Origin of the sequence: Krasilnikovia sp. M28-CT-15, assembly GCF_047159595.1 — a bacterium.
Taxonomy (GTDB): Bacteria; Actinomycetota; Actinomycetes; order Mycobacteriales; family Micromonosporaceae; genus Actinoplanes.
In genome coordinates this window covers 5,287,141-5,303,914 of the sequence record NZ_BAAGAK010000001.1, presented here as the reverse complement: position 1 = coordinate 5,303,914, position 16,774 = coordinate 5,287,141, and the positions used below count along the sequence as shown (strand labels likewise).

The following is a 16,774-nucleotide window of genomic DNA, read 5'->3' as shown; positions in this document are numbered from 1 at the left end:
CCGGCCGCTGATGGCCGTCCCGAGGAGGCCGCGCGCTGATGGCCGCGGTCCGGGCGGCCACCAGCAGGCAGGCGACGAGCGCGGTCAGCGGCTGGCCACGGCCTCCTTGCGGACCGTGTCGGCCAGGTGCGCGGGCATCGGCTCATGCCGCACGTACGTGCGGGTGAAGGTGCCCGCCCCGGAGGTGATCGCGCGCAGCTCGACCGCGTACCGGATCAGCTCGGTGGCGGGCACCTCGGCCCGGACCAGGCTGTAGCCGGTCTCGTCCTCGCTCTCGCTGCCCATCGGGCGGCCCCGGCGGCCGGACAGGTCGCTCATCACCGCGCCGACGTACGTCTCCGGCACCCGCACGACGATCTCGTCGAGCGGTTCGAGCAGGGTCATCTGGCCGGCCTCCGCGGCCTCCTTCAGCGCCATCGAGCCCGCGGTCTGGAACGCCGCGTCGGACGAGTCGACGCTGTGCGCCTTGCCGTCGAACAGCGTGACCCGCAGGTCGACCACGGGGTAGCCGGCGATGAGGCCGCGTTCCAGCTGCGCGCGCACCCCCTTCTCCACCGACGGGATGTAGTTGTGCGGCACCGCGCCGCCCACCACCTTGTCGACGAACTCGAAGCCCGCGCCGCGCGGCAGCGGCTCCACCTCGATGTCGCAGACCGCGTACTGGCCGTGGCCGCCGGACTGCTTGACGTGGCGGCCGTGGCCCTTGGCGGCGGCGCCGAACGTCTCCCGCAGCGAGACCTTGACCGGCTCGGTGTCCAGCTCGACCCCGCCCGCGCGCAGCCGCTCCAGCACCACGTCGGCGTGCGACTCGCCCATGCACCACAGCACCAGCTGGTGGGTGTCGGCGTTGCGTTCCAGGCGCAGGGTCGGGTCACCGGCGACCAGCCGGGCCAGGTTCTTGGCCAGGGCGTCCTCGTCCGAGCGGGACTTGGCCACCACGGCGATCGGCAGCAGCGGCTCCGGCATCCGCCACGGCGCCATCAGCAGCGGCTCGTCCTTGCCCGACAGCGTGTCGCCGGTCTCGGCGCTGCCGGACTTGGTGATCGCGCACAGGTCACCGGCCACGCACGCGGAGACCTCGCGCAGCTGGGCGCCGAGCGGGGAGTAGATGTGCGCGATGCGTTCGTCGGCGTCGTGGTCCGGGTGGCCGCGCTCGGCCATGCCGTGCCCGGAGACGTGCACGGTCTGTTCCGGGCGCAGGGTGCCGGAGAAGACCCGGACCAGCGAGACCCGCCCGACGTGCCGGTCGATGGTCGTCTTGACCACCTCGGCGACCAGCGGGCCGTCCGGGTCGCAGGTCAGTGGCGTACGCGGCGAACCGTCCACGCCGGTCACCGCGGGCAGGTCGTGCTCCAGCGGGGTCGGGGCGCTGGAGACGAGCGTGTCCAGCAGCGCGTCGAGACCGACCCCGGTCTGCGCGCACACCGGGATGACCGGGTAGAAGTGGCCGCGGGCGACCGCCTTCTCCAGGTCGGGGATCAGGACGTCCTGGCCGACCGGCTCGCCGCCGAGGTAGCGGTCCATCAGGGTCTCGTCCTCGCTCTCGGCGATGATCCCCTCGATGAGCGTGTTGCGTTCCTCCTCGACCGGGGCGAGGTGCTCGGGTTCGGCGTCGCGCGCCTGTGGCGGGTAGCCCGCCGAGTAGTCGAGCACCCGCAGGGTCACCAGGCCCAGCAGGCCCGCGACCGACTGCCCGTCGTCGGCCAGCATCGGCTGGTAGAGCGGCATGACGTTGTCGCCGAACGCCTCCTGGCAGCGCTCCAGGGTGCCGTCGTAGTCGGCGCGCGGGTGGTCCAGCCGGGTGATCGCGACGGCCCGGGGCATGCCCACCGCGGCGCACTCCTCCCAGAGCGCGGTGGTGGCGTCGTCCACACCGTCCACCGCGGAGACGACGAAGAGCGCGGCGTCCGCGGCCCGCAGGCCGGCGCGCAGCTCCCCGACGAAGTCGGCGAATCCGGGGGTGTCCAGCATGTTGATCTTGACGTCGTCGTGCACCAGCGGGGCACACGCGAGGGCGACGGACCGTTGCTGGCGTACGGCCGCCGGATCGTGATCGCACACCGTGGTGCCGTCGGTCACCGAACCGGCGCGGGGAATCGTGCCGGACGCGGCGAGCAGCGCCTCCGCCAGCGTCGTCTTCCCGGAACCGGAGTGGCCCACCAGCACCACGTTGCGCACTCTGCCGGGCTCGGTAACCACCGGCGCGGCGGCGCCGGCGAGCCCCCTTTCCGCGGTCTTCTGCGCCATGACAGCGCACCTCCGTTTCAGAAGAGTTTCGACGCTGTTCCTGGATCCCACACCCAGCGCAGTCGTGACCGCAACCCCCAGTAGTCACCGGCGGCGCCACCATGACGATACGGCCAACCCGTGACGTGGGCCGTACCGTCGGCAGATGGCACGCCGTTATGGTGAGACGGCCATGGCAAAGATCTTCACCGGAACCGCTCGTGCGGTCGTGTCGCACGGCGTCGACCCGACCGCGCGGTTCCTGCTGCGCCTCGGCGTCACCCCCAACGCGGTCACCGTGGCGGGGACCGTCGGGGTGCTCGCCGGCTCCACCGTCGCCGCGCTCGGGCACATCTTCTGGGGCGTCTGGATCGTCACCGCCTGTGCGCTCACCGACGTGCTCGACGGCACGATGGCCCGGATGCGCGGCGGCTCCAGCAAGTTCGGGGCGCTGCTGGACTCGTCCATGGACCGCATCGCCGACGCGGCGGTGTTCGGTGCGGTCACCTTCTATCTCGCCGAGCGCGGCAACCCGTACGGGGGAGTGGTGGCCGCACTGCTGTGCCTCGCCTCCGGGCAGGTCGTCTCGTACGTGAAGGCCCGGGCGCAGAGCCTCGGCCTGGACGCCGACGTCGGCATCGCCGAACGGCTGGAGCGGCTGCTCATCGTCGGCGCCGGCGGCCTGCTCGCCAGCGCGGGCCTGGTCTGGGGCCTGCCCGTCACGTTGTGGCTGCTGGCGGTGCTCTCGATCATCACGGTGTTCCAGCGGCTCACGCATGCCGCCCGCTCGGCGCGGATCCCCACCCCGTGAGCAAGACCCAGGACCGGCTCGCCGAGTTGGGGTACGCGGCGGGCTGGCGGCTCGTGCGTGCCCTGCCCGAGGGTGCCGCCGCAGCGCTGTTCCGCGCCGGGGCGGACCGGGCGTACCGCGGCAACGGGCCCGGCACCCAGCGGCTGCGCCGCAACCTGCGCCAGGTGGCCGGGCCGGACCTGCCGGACGTGGACCTGGAGGACCTCGTCCGGGCCGGGCTGCGCTCCTACGCCCGGTACTGGATGGAGGCGTTCCGGCTCCCGTCGCGCACCCCCGCCCAGCATCTCGACGGCTTCCGGCTGGCCCAGGCCGACGAACTGGCCGAGCTGATGACCCAGGGCCGCGGTGCGGTCCTCGCGCTGCCGCACGTCGCCAACTGGGACGCCGCGGCCGCCTGGGTGTCCGCGAACGGCTGGCGGCTGGTCACGGTCGCGGAACGGCTCAAGCCCGAAGGGGTGTTCCAGCGCTTCGTCGCGTACCGCGAGCAGCTCGGCATGGAGGTGCTGGCGCTGACCGGCGGGCAGCGCCACCCGCTGGACGTGCTCGCCGAGCGGGCCACCCAGGGGTACGCGGTGGCCCTGCTCGCCGACCGCGACCTGTCCGCGCGCGGCGTGGAGGTGGACTTCTTCGGCGGCCGCACCCGGATGCCCGCGGGCCCGGCCCTGGTGGCGCTGCGGACCGGCGCGCCACTGTATGCCGTGGACATGTGGTTCACCCCCGAACGCACCGAAGCCCGCATGCGCCGAATCCCGCTGCCCGGCCCCGACGAGGGGCCACTGGACGTGCGGGTACGGGTGGCCACCCAGCGGATGGCCGACGCGTTCGCCGAGGGGATCGCCGCGCACCCGCAGGACTGGCACATGCTGCAGAGACTGTGGCTGGACGCGCCCGCGCACACGGGCCCGGCCTGAGGCGGGCGGCGTGCGCATCGGGATCGTCTCCCCGTACTCGTTCGACGTGCCCGGCGGGGTGCAGAACCACATCATCGACCTCGCCGAGGCGCTGATCGAGCTGGGTCACTCCGTCAGCGTGCTGGCCCCGGCCGACGAGGACGCCGACCTGCCGCCGTACGTGGTGCCCGCCGGGCGGGCGGTGCCGCTGCCGTACAACGGCTCGGTGGCGCGCATCGCATTCGGGCCGGTCTCCACCGCCCGGGTGCGGCGGTGGTTGTTCCGCGGCGAGTTCGACGTGCTGCACGTCCACGAGCCGATGGCGCTGAGCCTGTCGATGCTGGCCGTACTGTCCGCCCGTGGTCCGGTGGTCGCCACGTTCCACACCGCGATGACCCGGTCCCGGGCGCTGTCGGTGGCCCAGGGCCTGCTCCAGCTCATCGTGGAGAAGATCACCGCCCGGATCGCGGTCAGCGAACTGGCCCGCAAGGTGCAGGTGGAACACCTGGGCGGCGGTGCCGTGGAGATCCCGAACGGGGTCGCCGTGGCGAAGTTCGCCCACGCCGAACCGCTGCCCGGCTGGCCGGGCGACGGCGGCGCCCTGGGTTTCCTGGGCCGGTTCACCGAGCCGCGCAAGGGCTTCCCGATCCTGCGCACGGCGTTCGTCACCCTGGCCCGGCAGCGCCCCGGCCTGCGGTTGCTCGTCGCAGGCCCGGGCGACCGCGACGAGCTGTACGACGAACTGCCCGCCGACCTGCGCGACCGGGTCACCTTCCTCGGGCTGGTCTCGGAGGCCGACAAGGCACGCATGCTGCGCAGCGTCGACGTCTACGTGGCCCCGAACACCGGCGGCGAGTCCTTCGGCATGATCCTCACCGAGGCCATGGCGGCCGGGGCGGCGGTCGCGGCCAGCGACCTGGACGCGTTCCGCCGGGTCCTGGACGGCGGCCGGGCCGGGGAACTGTTCGCCACCGGCGACGCGAACGCGCTCACCGGGGTCCTGGCCGGGCTGCTGGACGATCCCGGCCGCCGGGCGGGACTCGCCGCCTGCGCCCGCGAGGTGGTGCAGGCGTACGACTGGGGGACCGTGGCGCAGCGGGTCCTGGAGGTCTACGCCACCGCCATCGAGGCCACCGACGGCCGGGTTTTCGACGCCGAGTGGGCGGAACCACCCCCCGCGCGCTGAGTACGGGGAGCGTTGCGGCACTACGATGCCCGGCATGTGGTGGGTCATGGGCATCGTCGTGGCGGCTGCCCTGCTCTCGGGTTACCTGACCTGGACGGCGCACCGCGTCGAACGCGTACACGTGCGCGCCCATTCGGCCCAGCGTGCCCTCGACGCCCACCTGCTGCGTCGCGCGGCGGCGGCCGCGGTGGTCGCGGAGGCCGCCGAGAACACCGAGCTGTATCTGGCTGCCCGGCTGGCCCTGGACGCCGCGCCGGGAGACCGGGAGGCCGCCGAGAACGACCTGACCCGGCAGCTCGAGGCGATCGACCTGACCGGCAGCGACCCGGCCACGCACGCCCTGATCGTGCACAGCCGCCGGGTCGTGCTCGCCCGGCAGGTGCACACCGATCAGGTCCGCGACGCGCTGACCGCCCGGCGGCGGGCGCTGGTCCGGGTGCTGCGGATGGCCCGCCGCTACCCCCGCCCGCAGTATTTCGACATCGTCGACCCGTTGACGACCATGGCACGTCCCACCCCGCCGGCGGTCCCCGTCGAGGCCGGCTGACCGGTCTCGGCCATCCCCGAGTGGCCTGCGTGGAGCAGGCCACCTGGGGGTCGATTGGCCATCGGTGGCCACCAGTGGCACCCCTAGACTCGGACCCCGACAAACCTCGCCCTAAGGAGCCGATCTCCCGTGTCCGACAGCCAGCAGTCGACGCCCGTCACCGGTACCGCCCGCGTCAAGCGCGGCATGGCCGAGATGCTCAAGGGCGGTGTGATCATGGATGTGGTCAACGCCGAGCAGGCCAAGATCGCCGAGGACGCCGGAGCCGTCGCCGTGATGGCCCTCGAACGGGTCCCCGCCGACATCCGCGCCCAGGGCGGAGTGTCCCGGATGAGCGACCCCGACATGATCGACGGCATCATCAACGCGGTCTCGATCCCGGTCATGGCCAAGGCCCGCATCGGCCACTTCGTCGAGGCCCGGGTCCTGCAGTCGCTCGGCGTCGACTACATCGACGAGTCCGAGGTGCTGACCCCGGCCGACTACGCCAACCACATCGACAAGTGGGCGTTCACGGTGCCGTTCGTCTGCGGCGCCACCAACCTCGGCGAGGCCCTGCGCCGGATCACCGAGGGCGCCGCCATGATCCGCTCGAAGGGCGAGGCCGGCACCGGCGACGTCTCCAACGCGGTCACCCACATGCGCACCATCCGCGCCGAGATCCGCAAGCTCACCTCCCTGCCCGCCGACGAGCTGTACGTCGCCGCCAAGGAGCTGCAGGCCCCGTACGAGCTGGTCAAGGAGGTCGCCGAGGCGGGCAAGCTGCCGGTGGTGCTGTTCACCGCGGGCGGCATCGCCACCCCGGCCGACGCGGCCATGATGATGCAGCTCGGTGCGGAGGGCGTGTTCGTCGGCTCCGGCATCTTCAAGTCCGGCAACCCGGCGCAGCGGGCCGCGGCCATCGTCAAGGCCACCACGTTCCACGACGACCCGGATGTGGTCGCGAAGGTGTCGCGCGGCCTGGGCGAGGCCATGGTCGGCATCAACGTCGACGACATCCCGGTCCCGCACCGCCTCGCCGAGCGCGGCTGGTAATTCCCGCGAACCCAAGCGGTCCCGGGCCCTCGACGGCCCGAACCCACGCGGTCTCCGGGCCTGTCGAAGGCCCGGGGACCGCTGCCCGTTGACGAGCTGGAGGACGACGTGACCATCGGGGTGCTGGCCCTGCAGGGCGATGTGCGCGAGCACCTGGACGCGCTGACCGAGAGCGGCGCGCAGGTGCGGCCGGTGCGCCGGGTCGAGGAGCTGGACGCGGTCGCCGCGCTGGTCATCCCGGGCGGGGAGTCCACCACCATGAGCAACCTGGCGGTCTCGTTCGGGCTGCTCGACCCGATCCGCAAGCGCATCGCCGACGGCATGCCGGTGTACGGCTCCTGCGCTGGGATGATCATGCTGGCCACGACCGTGCTGGACGGCCGCCCCGACCAGGAGTCCTTCGCGGGCATCGACATGACCGTGCGACGCAACGCGTTCGGGCGCCAGGTCGACTCGTTCGAGGCCCCGGTCGCGATCGAGGGCATCGCGGGCGGCGACTTCCACGCCGTGTTCATCCGCGCCCCGTGGGTCGAGGACATCGGCCCGGCGGCTCGGGCGCTGGGCCGCGTCACGGCGGGGCCGGCCGCCGGTAGGATTGTCGCGGTTCAGCAGGGAAACCTGCTTGCCACGGCCTTCCATCCCGAGTTGACCGGCGACCTGCGCGTCCACCGGCATTTCGTGCAGATGGTGTCCAGCGCCGCAGACGAACGGTGAAAGCGGAGGTTACCCATGTCCGGCCACTCCAAGTGGGCGACGACCAAGCACAAGAAGGCCGTCATCGACGCCAAGCGCGGCAAGATGTTCGCCAAGCTGATCAAGAACATCGAGGTCGCGGCGCGCACCGGGGGCGGCGACCCGGCCGGTAACCCCACCCTCTTCGACGCCATCCAGAAGGCGAAGAAGAGCTCCGTACCGAACGACAACATCGACCGCGCGGTCAAGCGCGGCTCCGGCCTGGAGGCCGGCGGCGCCGACTGGCAGACGATCATGTACGAGGGGTACGGCCCGAACGGCGTCGCCATCCTCATCGAGTGCCTGACCGACAACCGCAACCGCGCCGCCACCGAGGTCCGCACCGCGCTCACCCGCAACGGCGGCACCTTCGCCGACGCGGGCAGCGTGTCGTACCTGTTCAACCGCAAGGGCGTGGTCATCGTCCCGAAGGGCGGCCTGAGCGAGGACGACGTCATGCTCGCGGTGCTCGATGCCGGGGCCGAGGAGATCAACGACCTGGGCGAGTCCTTCGAGGTGGTCAGTGAGGCCGGCGATCTGGTCGGCGTCCGCACGGCCCTGCAGGGCGCCGGCATCGAGTACGACTCGGCCGAGTCGTCGCTGGTGCCCACGATGACCGTGGAGGTCGACGAGGAGGCCGCCCGCAAGGTGTTCAAGCTCATCGACGTCCTGGAGGACTGCGACGACGTGCAGAACATCTTCGCCAACTTCGACGTCTCCGACGAGGTCATGGCCAAGATCGACGCCTGACGGGGCCCGGTGGCGGCCGGGCTTGTCCCGCGCCCAGTTTCCGCATCAGCGTCCGCCCGGAATGATCGCCGGGGTGGTCAGGTGGCCGTGGTGGACCAGTGCGACATGAGCTGGACGATGCCGCTCACGATCAGCACCACCGCCGCGGCCAGCCGCCCCACCCGCCGCCGGCAGTAGCGCTGATACGCATGCACCCACGCGATTCCCGCCTCCGCCACCGGCCGCGCGCCCGCCCGGACCGTCGACCCCAGCAACGGCGCCAGCCCCTGTGCCACGCTCACCGGCCGGGTCGCCGACGCCGTCGTGACGCCGCCGCACCCGGGCGCCCGGCCCACGGCCGGTGGGAGTGGCGGCACGGCCCCGGGTTGCGGCACCGGGCATACCTCGACCGGCGATAGCCTCTCCTCGCGCCACTCCTTCGTCCGGGACACCAGACGACGCGCCAGGAACTCCGCCGCCGCGTCGTCCCGTCGCAGCCGGGACCACCACCGCAGCCGCCGCCAGTGCCCCGCCACGTCGGCCAGCACCTCACCGGGCAGCTGGGTCGCGTACGGGTCGCCGTCCACCAGGCGCGCCGCGTCCCGGCGCAGCGCGTCGAGATGACCGGCCACGAAGTCCACGTAGTCGCGCGGCGGCTCCTCAGCCATCGGCGGGAACAGGTACGCCATGACGCCTCCGGAGTCCATCGTCGAGGCGTGTCGCTTGTCTGCGCAAGACGCGGTCGTACCTGCAGAACACCCTTCGCAAACTTCGACGTCCCCTACGAGGCCATGGTCAAGATCGACGCCTGATCCTGCGTGCGGTGGGCCTACATGAGGCTCGGTCCGCCGCTCACGCAGAGCCATTGCTGCTCCGTCGGTCGCGTTGTACGCTATTTCGTACAACCAGGAGGTGTGCATTGCGAGTGATCTCCGCGTCCGATCTGCGGTCGAACCTTGCGGCCGCGCTCGACGCCATCGAGAGTGACGCCGAGGATCTGGTCGTGACCCGCAGCGGCCATGAGGATGTCGTGATCATGCTCAAGCGTGACTACGACGCCTGGCGGGAAACCAACTACCTGTCTCGCGGCGCCAACGGCCTCGAACTGCGCCGCCGTATCGCGGACATGGACTCCGGTGGCGGCGTGGTGCACGACCTGGTTGACGAGGGCACCGACCCGAGTGCTGCGTGAAGGTCAATTGGCATCCCTCTGCATGGGATGAATACATCACTTGGCAGACCGAGGACCGGCGGATGCTGCGCCGGGTCAACGAACTCATCCGAGACATCCGCAGCGGCAACGACGGGGGTATCGGCAAGCCCGAACTGCTCAAAGTTGACCTGAGTGGCTGGTCTTCGCGTCGTATCAATCAGGAGCACCGCCTCGTCTACCGGACCACCGCCGGCGGCGACCTGGAGATCCTGATGTGCCGCTATCACTACGGCTGACACACGTCATAGCCGGCTTGCGTCTCACATGGCCGACCGACAGGCGATGGCCTCCCAGCCCGTCGCCGAGGCGTGTCGCGTCCGGCCCCGGAAGCGGCCGTACTAGGGTGTCGAACACACGTACGCCGGACATGGGGAGGTCGCGTTGTGCGCGTGCTCGGCATCGACCCGGGGCTGACCCGGTGCGGGGTCGGCGTCGTGGAGGGCGTACCCGGCCGGCCGTGCAAGCTGGTCGGCTACTACGTGGTCTACACCGATCCGGCTGACGACATCGCGCTGCGCCTGCTGCACCTCGACGAGTCGCTCAGCCAACTCGTCGCCGAACACCGCCCGGAGAGCGTCGCGGTCGAGCGCGTGTTCAGCCAGCACAACGTGCGTACGGTCATGGGCACCGCGCAGGCGAGCGCGGTCGCGATCCTGGCCGGGGCACGCGCCCGGCTGCCGGTCCAGACGTACACCCCCAGCGAGGTGAAGGCGGCCATCACCGGCTCCGGCACGGCCGGGAAGGCGCAGGTGACCAGCATGGTCACCCGGCTGCTCGGGCTCGACGAGCCGCCCCGCCCGGCGGACGCGGCCGACGCCCTGGCCCTGGCCATCTGCCACATCTGGCGCGGCGGCACCCGCGCCCGCATCGCCGCGGCGGCTCAGGCCGCCGCCCGCCGGACAGGAGCACCACGATGATCGCCAGCGTCCGCGGCGTGGTCGCCGCGATCGCCCCCGACAGTGCCGTCATCGAGGTCGGCGGCGTGGGCCTCGCGGTCCAGTGCGCCCCCGGCACCCTCGCGGGCCTCAAGGCCGGCGCGGAGGCCCGGCTGGCCACCAGCCTCGTCGTCCGGGAGGACTCGCTCACCCTGTACGGCTTCGCCGACGACGACGAGAAGCACCTGTTCGAGCTGTTGCAGACCGCCAGCGGGGTGGGCCCGCGGCTGGCGCAGGCCGTGCTGGCTGTGCACCCACCCGACGCGGTACGCCGGGCGGTGTCCGGTGGCGACATCGCCGCCCTGACCCGGGTGCCCGGCATCGGCAAGAAGGGCGCCGAACGCCTCGTCCTGGAGCTGCGCGACCGGATCGGCCCGGTCGCGGCGGGCTCGGACGGCGCGGCCGGTGGGGTGCTGCGCGGCGACTGGCAGGAACAGGTACGTCAGGGCGTCGTCGCGCTCGGCTGGTCCGCGGCCCAGGCCGACCAGGCGGTCGCCGCGGTCGGCGAGACCCTCGACGGCGAGGTGCCACCGGTGCCCGTGCTGCTGCGCCAGGCGATCCGGCTGCTCGGGCGGACCCGATGACCGGCGACGGCCTGGTATCGCCGTACGTGGGGGATGAGGAGCTGGACGCCGAGGCCAGCGTCCGCCCGCGCCGGCTGGCGGAGTTCATCGCGCAGCACCGGGTCCGCGATCAGCTGGAGCTGCTGCTCAAGGGCGCGATGGGCCGCGGTACTCCGCCCGATCACATCCTCTTGTCCGGCCCGCCTGGCCTGGGGAAGACCACCCTGGCCAACATCGTCGCCGCGGAGCTGGGTACGGGTATCCGGACCACGAGCGGCCCGGTGATCGAGCGCTCCGGCGACCTCGCCGCGATCCTCACCAGCCTCGGCACCGGCGACGTGCTGTTCATCGACGAGATCCACCGCATCGCCAAGCCCGCCGAGGAGCTGCTCTACAGCGCCATGGAGGACTTCCGGGTCGACGTCGTCGTCGGCAAGGGGCCGGGCGCGACCGCGATCCCGCTGGACGTGGAGCCGTTCACCCTGGTCGGCGCGACCACCCGGGCCGGGCTGCTGTCCGGCCCGATGCGCGACCGCTTCGGGTTCGTCGCGCACCTCGACTTCTACTCGCCCGCCGACCTGGACGCGCTGCTGCACCGCTCCGCGCGGATCCTCGGGGTGCCGATCACCCCGGAGGGCGCCGCGGAGATCGCCGGGCGTTCGCGGGGCACCCCGCGGATCGCGAACCGGCTGCTGCGCCGGGTGCGCGACTACGCCGAGGTCCGCGCGGACGGGGTGGTCAACGAGGAGACGGCCCGGGCCGCGCTGGCCGTGTACGACGTCGACGAGCTGGGCCTGGACCGGCTGGACCGGGCCGTGCTGCGGGCGCTCATCGAATCGTTCCGGGGCGGGCCGGTGGGGCTGTCGACGCTGGCGGTGGCGGTGGGGGAGCAGGCGGACACCGTCGAGGAGGTGTGCGAGCCGTTCCTGGTCCGGGCGGGACTGCTGGCGCGTACCCCACGCGGCCGGGTGGCCACGGACGCGGGCTGGCGGCATCTGGGCAGGACCCCGCCGGTGGACGGGCGCGGCCTGGTCGCGGGTCAGCCGGAGTTGTTCGCTCGGGATGCCTGAGCGCGGGCGCCCTCGTAATGTGAACGTGACGTGTGCCGCGCGCTGTGTTCCCAGGAAGAGGGACTAAACTCGCCGCGGTTCTTACGGGATGTCTGTCTCGCCCCGTCGCGCACCATGTGCCGCGTCGGAGGCTCCATGGAAGGTTCACTTCGTGAATTTCGCAGCTCAGGGCCAGGGCGGCGGTAGCTTCATGCCGCTGCTGCTGATCGCCCTGCTTTTCGGCGTCATGTACTTCATGATGATCCGCCCGCAGCAGAAGCGGCGCCGGGAGGCGCAGGAGATGCAGTCCGCGCTCGGCCCGGGCGACCAGGTCGTCACGATCGGCGGGCTGCACGGCACGGTGACCGCCGCGGACGACGAGGTGGTGACGATCGAGGCGTCCCCCGGTGTGGAGCTGCGCTTTGCCCGCCCGGCCATCGCGCGGGTGGTCAAGCCCGAGTCGGCCGCCGCGGCCGAGGCGCAGGACACCGAATCCGCGACCGCCGAGCCGGCCGTCGATGCTCCGGCCGCCGAGGAGCCGATTCAGAGCCCGGTCGTCGAAACCCGCAAGAACAAGGACTGATCGCTCGACTTCGATGGCGGGATGTCCGGGTCGGGGAGACCGGGCAGCCCGCCGTTGTGAATAATCGTCGCCGGGCGGGTCGTCCGGTCTGACGCGGCTGCCCCTGCACCTTCACCTGTCGTCGTCGCGAGCCTGCGGCGGCCGTAGCGCACGAGGAGACCGAACGCCGTGGCCCGACCACCACAGGGACAGATGCATCCCGGGCGGCAACTCGCCGTACTCGGCCTGGTCTTCGTCGTCCTGTATCTGCTCGTCTTCTTCGCGGCGGGTGCCAAGGGCAGCATCCATGACCGGCTGCAGCCGAAGCTGGGCCTCGACCTGATCGGCGGCACGCAGGTGACGTACCAGGCGTCGCTGCTGTCCAACGGCCAGGCGCCGTCGCGCCAGAGCATGGAGCAGTCCAAGGAAATCATGGAGAGCCGGGTCAACGCGAAGGGCGTCTCGGAGGCCGAGGTCGTCATCGAGGGTGACCGCAACATCGTGGTGTCCGTCGCGGGTAAAGAGGCCGACGAGCTGAAGGACATCGGCCAGGCCGCGCAGATGCGCTTCCGGAAGGTCCTCAAGGCCACGGTCGACGTCGCCGAGGTCGCGGCCAACCCGCCGTCGGCGGCCCCGAGCGCGGCGCCCGGCGGCAGCGCGAAGCCGTCCGCGCCGGCCACGTCCAAGGCGCCGAAGGTCACCGGCACGGACCAGCCGACCACCAAGCCGAGCGGCGGCCAGGGCGGCGGCGAGCAGGCGCCGAGCGCGAGCCCGAGCGCCCCGGCGCCGACCGCTACCGCCGCGGCCGTGCCGACGGCGTCCACGCCCGCGCCGACGGCGTCCGCGCCCGCCGCGGGTGCCTCGGCCCCGACCCGCGCCGACGTGGAGAAGAAGGTCGGCCCGGAGGCGTGGGCCGCCGCCAGCAAGCTCACCGACGTGCCGGACCTGTCGCAGAACCCGCAGGCCGGGGTGCCGTTCGCGAAGTTCGGGACGCTCAGCGGCCCCGAGATCGACACGCTGACCCCGGAGATGCAGTACAACGTGCCGACCATCAGCTGCAAGCAGCTGCTGGACCGGCGCAACGGTGCCATCGACGACGAACACTCCAAGGCCACCGCCTGCGACAACGGCGGGCGCAAGATGTTCCTGGACGTCGCCAAGGTGCTCGGTACGGACATCGACACGGCCACCCCGCAGTACGACCAGCAGCAGGGCCAGTGGGTCGTGTCCCTGGACTTCAAGCCCGACGGCCAGAAGAAGTGGGCCGACCTGACCCGCGAGGCGTACAACAAGACCGCCAACGACGGGTGCGAGAACGCGGCCGCGGCGCTGCAGGGCGACGGTCAGCACTGCCACGTCGCGGTCGTGCTGGACAAGACGATCGTCTCGGCGCCCGAGATCCAGGGCGTGCTCACCGGCCAGTCGCAGATCACCGGTGACTTCGACGCGAAGTCGGCCCGCGAGCTGGCCGACCAGATCCAGTACGGTGCGCTGCCCGTCACGTTCAAGCCCGGCGAGGCGATGACGGTCTCCCCGACGCTGGGCACCGCCCAGCTCAAGGCGGGCCTGCTGGCCGCCGCGATCGGTATGGCGCTCGTGGCGATCTACGCGTTCTTCTACTACCGCCTGCTCGGCACGGTGATCTTCCTGAGCCTGATCCTGTCCGGCCTGCTGACCTACGGGGCCCTGGTCTTCCTGGGCCGGGCCACCGGGTTCACGCTGACCCTGGCGGGCATAGCGGGCTTCATCGTCTCGCTCGGTGTGGCGGCGGACTCGTTCGTCATCTACTTCGAGCGCCTCAAGGACGAGATCCATGAGGGACGCAGTCCGCGCAGCGCGGTCCCGCGGGCGTGGGTGCGCGCGCGGCGTACCATCATCAGCGCCAATACGATCACGATCATGGCGGCCGTGGTGCTGTACGTCGTGTCGATCGGCGCGGTGAAGGGCTTCGCGTTCGCGCTGGGCCTCGCCACGATCATCGACCTGATGGTGGTGTTCCTGTTCCGCCACCCGATCATGACGCTGTTCGCCAGCACCAAGGCGTTCCTGTCGCCTCGCGTCAGCGGCCTCGGCCGGGTCCTTCCGGCCCGGACGAAGTCCGACGAGTCGGCGCCCCGCACGTCGCGCGCGAAGGAGGCATGAGATGGCCAAGACCGGCGGTTTCGCCTATCGCCTGTACCGGGGCGAGGCAGATCTCAACATCATCGGGCGGCGCAAGGTCTGGTTCCTGACCGCGGCACTGCTCACCCTCGTCGCCATCGGCAGCTTCGTCTTCCGCGGCTTCGACCTGGGCATCGAGTTCGAGGGCGGCACGGCGTTCAACGTGCCGGCTGTCGCCCAGGACGGCCGGAAGCTGACCGCGACCGAGGTCCAGGACTCGGTGAAGAAGGCGGTGGCCTCCGTCGTCCCGGATGGCCAGGTCAGCGCGGCTCAAGGGGTCGGCCGCTCCGGTAAGGAGCAGAGCTTCAACATCCGCGCGTCCGCGATGAGCACCGAGAACGCGGCGACCGTCAAGGCCACCATCGTGAGCGACCTCAAGGTCGACGCCACCCACGTCAGTGACAGCCAGGTCTCCGCCGCCTGGGGTGGCGCGGTCACCCGGCAGGCGCTCATCGGCCTCGGCGTCTTCCTCGTCCTGGTGATGGGCTATCTGGTGATCCGCTTCGAGTGGCGGATGGCCGTGGCCGCGGTCTCGTCGCTGCTGCTCGACCTGATCCTCACCGCGGGCGTCTACTCGCTGTCCGGTTTCGAGGTCACCCCGTCCACGGTGATCGGCTTCCTCACCATTCTCGGCTTCTCGCTGTACGACGTCGTCGTCGTGTTCGACAAGGTGCAGGAGAACACCCGGGGCATCACGGCGGGCAGCACGCAGACCTACGGCGAGGCCACGAACCTGGCGGTCAACCAGACCCTGATGCGTTCGATCAACACCGGTCTGGTGGCGCTGCTGCCGGTCGGCGGCCTGCTGTTCATCGGCGCCGGCCTGCTCGGCGCGGGCACCCTCAAGGACCTCGGCCTGGTGCTGTTCGTCGGCATGGGCATCGGCGTCGCCGCCTCGATCCTGTTCGCGGCGCCGCTGCTGTCCTGGCTGAAGGACCAGGAGCCGCGGATCAAGTCGCACAACGCCCGCGTGCTGAGCCGCCGCTCCGCCGGCCGGTCGGAGGGTGCGGCCAAGCGGACGGAGGGCCCGTCCGACGAGGCTGCCCCGGCACTGGCCGGTTCGTCCCCCCGCCCAGGGGCCCGCCCCGCCGCCAAGCGCAACACGCGCGGCGGCCGGCCGGGTGCGACCGGCAACCGGCCCGGCGGCGGCGGCAAGCGCCGCTGACCGGCGCTCCGGCCCGGGGCGGCAAGCGCCGCCGAGCAGTCCGAGGACGTCCCGAACGGCCCGCCACCCGCACCGGTGGCGGGCCGTTCGGTCGTCGATAGGCTGAGCGGGTGACTGAGACCGCAGAGGTACGCGGCGACCGCGGGCGGCTGGCCGCCGAACTCGTCGCCAGCCGGGTGCTGGACGTGCCCGACTTCCCGAAGCCCGGCATCGTGTTCAAGGACCTCATGCCGCTGTTCGCGGACGGGCCGGTCTTCCGGCAGGTCATCGACGGGATCGTGGCACACCACGGCACGGACGGGTTCGACGTGGTCGCGGGCGTGGAGGCGCGCGGGTTCGTGGTGGCGGCAGCGGTCGCCTACGCGACGGGCACCGGGGTGGTGCCGCTGCGCAAGGCGGGCAAGCTGCCGCGCCGGGCGCTCTCGGCGACGTATTCGCTGGAGTACGGCGAGGCCACCCTCGAGGTGCACGAGGACGCGTTCATCGCGGGACAGCGGGTCCTCGTGGTCGACGACGTGTTGGCCACGGGCGGCACCGCGGAGGCGGCGCTCGAGCTGGTGGAACAGGCGGGTGGCACGGTCTCGGGCTTCACGGTGCTCCTCGAGCTCGGCTTCCTGGACGGTCGGCAGCGGCTGTCCCCGCGTACGGTCCATGCGGTCCTGACCGTTTGATCCGTTTGGCCCCCGCCAGGCGACCTCTTTCGGAGTTCAGGCCCGGCCACCGGGTATGGAGTCCCGGGTAGGATGACGTTTCCAACCAGGTGAGCAACGGTGTTCCTGGCGGTGAAGGAGCCCTCCGGTCGACCCCGGCTGGCGGGTTCCCTGGCGATGGTGTGAGGAGGCCGGTGTCCAGCGACGTCGCTCCTCCGGTGAAGGGCGCGGTGCAGCCGACCGACAGCTCACAGCCCGGCGCCGACCCGCAGTCGGCGGCCGCGGCGGACTCCGCGCGCCCCAGTACACCGCAGGCGGCCG

18 protein-coding genes are annotated in these 16,774 nt (G+C 71.8%); 16 read left to right on the top strand and 2 right to left on the bottom strand.

From position 1 onward, the window contains the following. Window positions 1-84: 84 nt before the first annotated feature. On the bottom strand, window positions 85-2,247 hold the full coding sequence (locus tag ACMCNO_RS24360; RefSeq protein WP_412751761.1) for an elongation factor G-like protein EF-G2: 2,163 nt from the start codon (window positions 2,245-2,247) through the stop codon (window positions 85-87). Window positions 2,248-2,419: 172 nt separating this feature from the next. Between ACMCNO_RS24360 and pgsA the strand changes: the two genes are divergently transcribed. The 7 genes from pgsA to ACMCNO_RS24325 all read left to right on the top strand — a co-directional run bounded on the left by pgsA (window position 2,420) and on the right by ACMCNO_RS24325 (window position 8,177). Then, window positions 2,420-3,037, top strand: a complete 618-nt coding sequence (pgsA, locus tag ACMCNO_RS24355) for a phosphatidylinositol phosphate synthase (protein ID WP_412753800.1) — start codon at window positions 2,420-2,422, stop codon at window positions 3,035-3,037. Then, window positions 3,034-3,948 (top strand): phosphatidylinositol mannoside acyltransferase, encoded by a 915-nt coding sequence (locus ACMCNO_RS24350; RefSeq protein ID WP_412751760.1) that lies wholly within the window; start codon window positions 3,034-3,036, stop codon window positions 3,946-3,948. The genes pgsA and ACMCNO_RS24350 overlap by 4 nt, the downstream gene beginning before the upstream one ends. 10 nt (window positions 3,949-3,958) lie before the next feature. Then, window positions 3,959-5,113: a glycosyltransferase family 4 protein gene (locus tag ACMCNO_RS24345; protein ID WP_412751759.1), complete on the top strand. Its 1,155-nt coding sequence runs from the start codon at window positions 3,959-3,961 to the stop codon at window positions 5,111-5,113. Window positions 5,114-5,138: 25 nt separating this feature from the next. Then, complete coding sequence (locus ACMCNO_RS24340; protein WP_412751758.1) at window positions 5,139-5,660, top strand: hypothetical protein; 522 nt, start codon at window positions 5,139-5,141, stop codon at window positions 5,658-5,660. Between the two features lie 129 nt (window positions 5,661-5,789). Then, window positions 5,790-6,695: a pyridoxal 5'-phosphate synthase lyase subunit PdxS gene (gene pdxS, locus ACMCNO_RS24335; RefSeq protein WP_412751757.1), complete on the top strand. Its 906-nt coding sequence runs from the start codon at window positions 5,790-5,792 to the stop codon at window positions 6,693-6,695. A gap of 108 nt (window positions 6,696-6,803) precedes the next feature. Continuing rightward, entirely contained in the window at window positions 6,804-7,409 is a 606-nt protein-coding gene (gene pdxT, locus ACMCNO_RS24330) for a pyridoxal 5'-phosphate synthase glutaminase subunit PdxT (protein WP_412751756.1), read from the top strand. A 15-nt stretch (window positions 7,410-7,424) separates the two neighbouring features. After that, window positions 7,425-8,177 (top strand): YebC/PmpR family DNA-binding transcriptional regulator, encoded by a 753-nt coding sequence (locus tag ACMCNO_RS24325; RefSeq protein ID WP_412751755.1) that lies wholly within the window; start codon window positions 7,425-7,427, stop codon window positions 8,175-8,177. A gap of 77 nt (window positions 8,178-8,254) precedes the next feature. Here the strand turns inward: ACMCNO_RS24325 and ACMCNO_RS24320 are convergent, their stop codons facing one another. Continuing rightward, window positions 8,255-8,845 carry a hypothetical protein gene (locus tag ACMCNO_RS24320; protein ID WP_412751754.1) on the bottom strand — a complete coding sequence of 197 codons (591 nt, stop codon included), beginning with the start codon at window positions 8,843-8,845 and terminating at the stop codon, window positions 8,255-8,257. 236 nt (window positions 8,846-9,081) lie between these two features. On the opposite strand from ACMCNO_RS24320, the gene ACMCNO_RS24315 reads away from it, so the two are divergent. The 9 genes from ACMCNO_RS24315 (at window position 9,082) to ACMCNO_RS24275 (ending at window position 16,474) form a co-directional block, all read left to right on the top strand. Further along, window positions 9,082-9,348, top strand: a complete 267-nt coding sequence (locus ACMCNO_RS24315) for a type II toxin-antitoxin system Phd/YefM family antitoxin (protein ID WP_412751753.1) — start codon at window positions 9,082-9,084, stop codon at window positions 9,346-9,348. Further along, window positions 9,345-9,605, top strand: coding sequence for a Txe/YoeB family addiction module toxin (locus tag ACMCNO_RS24310; RefSeq protein ID WP_412751752.1), 261 nt, complete (start codon window positions 9,345-9,347; stop codon window positions 9,603-9,605). Before ACMCNO_RS24315 ends, ACMCNO_RS24310 begins: the two co-directional genes overlap by 4 nt. A 147-nt stretch (window positions 9,606-9,752) precedes the next feature. Continuing rightward, the gene (ruvC, locus tag ACMCNO_RS24305; protein ID WP_412751751.1) at window positions 9,753-10,286 is read left to right on the top strand and encodes a crossover junction endodeoxyribonuclease RuvC; all 534 of its coding nucleotides are present in this window, start codon (window positions 9,753-9,755) and stop codon (window positions 10,284-10,286) included. Next, complete coding sequence (gene ruvA, locus ACMCNO_RS24300) at window positions 10,283-10,888, top strand: Holliday junction branch migration protein RuvA (protein WP_412751750.1); 606 nt, start codon at window positions 10,283-10,285, stop codon at window positions 10,886-10,888. Before ruvC ends, ruvA begins: the two co-directional genes overlap by 4 nt. Next, window positions 10,885-11,937: a Holliday junction branch migration DNA helicase RuvB gene (gene ruvB / locus ACMCNO_RS24295; protein WP_412751749.1), complete on the top strand. Its 1,053-nt coding sequence runs from the start codon at window positions 10,885-10,887 to the stop codon at window positions 11,935-11,937. Before ruvA ends, ruvB begins: the two co-directional genes overlap by 4 nt. A 190-nt stretch (window positions 11,938-12,127) precedes the next feature. Next, a complete protein-coding gene (yajC, locus tag ACMCNO_RS24290) occupies window positions 12,128-12,499 on the top strand; it encodes a preprotein translocase subunit YajC (protein ID WP_412753799.1) in 372 nt (123 codons plus the stop codon). 192 nt (window positions 12,500-12,691) lie between these two features. Further along, window positions 12,692-14,620, top strand: a complete 1,929-nt coding sequence (secD, locus tag ACMCNO_RS24285) for a protein translocase subunit SecD (protein WP_412753798.1) — start codon at window positions 12,692-12,694, stop codon at window positions 14,618-14,620. Between the two features lies 1 nt (window position 14,621). Beyond that, window positions 14,622-15,803, top strand: coding sequence for a protein translocase subunit SecF (gene secF / locus ACMCNO_RS24280; RefSeq protein WP_412751748.1), 1,182 nt, complete (start codon window positions 14,622-14,624; stop codon window positions 15,801-15,803). Between the two features lie 110 nt (window positions 15,804-15,913). After that, window positions 15,914-16,474 carry an adenine phosphoribosyltransferase gene (locus tag ACMCNO_RS24275; protein ID WP_412751747.1) on the top strand — a complete coding sequence of 187 codons (561 nt, stop codon included), beginning with the start codon at window positions 15,914-15,916 and terminating at the stop codon, window positions 16,472-16,474. Window positions 16,475-16,774 lie beyond the last annotated feature (300 nt).